The sequence below is a fragment of the Streptomyces sp. NPDC003077 genome (assembly GCF_040611095.1).
In the GTDB taxonomy this organism is placed as follows: Bacteria; Actinomycetota; Actinomycetes; order Streptomycetales; family Streptomycetaceae; genus Streptomyces.
In genome coordinates this window covers 1-1,071 of sequence record NZ_JBEXNM010000149.1, presented here as the reverse complement: position 1 = coordinate 1,071, position 1,071 = coordinate 1, and the positions used below count along the sequence as shown (strand labels likewise).

The window sequence follows — 1,071 nt, the reverse complement described above, 5'->3', positions numbered from 1 at the left end:
TAGGGTACGGGCCGCCATGAAACTCGCTAGAGGCTTTTCTCGACAGCATAGGATCATCCACTTCACCACAATCGGCTCGGCATCAGGTCTCACCCTGCATGTTGTGCGGATTTGCCTACACAACGGGCTACACCCTTACCCCGGGACAACCACCGCCCGGGCTGGACTACCTTCCTGCGTCACCCCATCACTCACCTACTACAAGTCTGGGTCACCGGCTCCACCACTCCCCCTCACCCAAAGGGATCAGGGGCGGCTTCACGGGCTTCGCATCGCCTGATTCGATGTTTGGCGCTTCAAAGCGGGTACCGGAATATCAACCGGTTGTCCATCGACTACGCCTGTCGGCCTCGCCTTAGGTCCCGACTTACCCTGGGCAGATCAGCTTGACCCAGGAACCCTTAGTCAATCGGCGCAAGAGTTTCCCACTCTTGTATCGCTACTCATGCCTGCATTCTCACTCGTGAACCGTCCACAACTCGCTTCCGCGGCTGCTTCACCCGGCACACGACGCTCCCCTACCCATCACAGCCCCCGTTAGAGGTATGTGCTGCAATGACACGACTTCGGCGGTGTGCTTGAGCCCCGCTACATTGTCGGCGCGGAATCACTTGACCAGTGAGCTATTACGCACTCTTTCAAGGGTGGCTGCTTCTAAGCCAACCTCCTGGTTGTCTCTGCGACTCCACATCCTTTCCCACTTAGCACACGCTTAGGGGCCTTAGTCGATGCTCTGGGCTGTTTCCCTCTCGACCATGGAGCTTATCCCCCACAGTCTCACTGCCGCGCTCTCACTTACCGGCATTCGGAGTTTGGCTAAGGTCAGTAACCCGGTAGGGCCCATCGCCTATCCAGTGCTCTACCTCCGGCAAGAAACACACGACGCTGCACCTAAATGCATTTCGGGGAGAACCAGCTATCACGGAGTTTGATTGGCCTTTCACCCCTAACCACAGGTCATCCCCCAGGTTTTCAACCCTGGTGGGTTCGGTCCTCCACGACCTCTTACAGCCGCTTCAACCTGCCCATGGCTAGATCACTCCGCTTCGGGTCTTGGGCACGCTACTCAAA

Annotated in this window: 1 rRNA gene; it reads right to left on the bottom strand. The window is 57.5% G+C overall.

Going from position 1 to position 1,071, the window contains the following annotated elements:
* Positions 1–1,071, bottom strand: a 23S ribosomal RNA gene (locus ABZX96_RS38030); the annotation flags it as partial.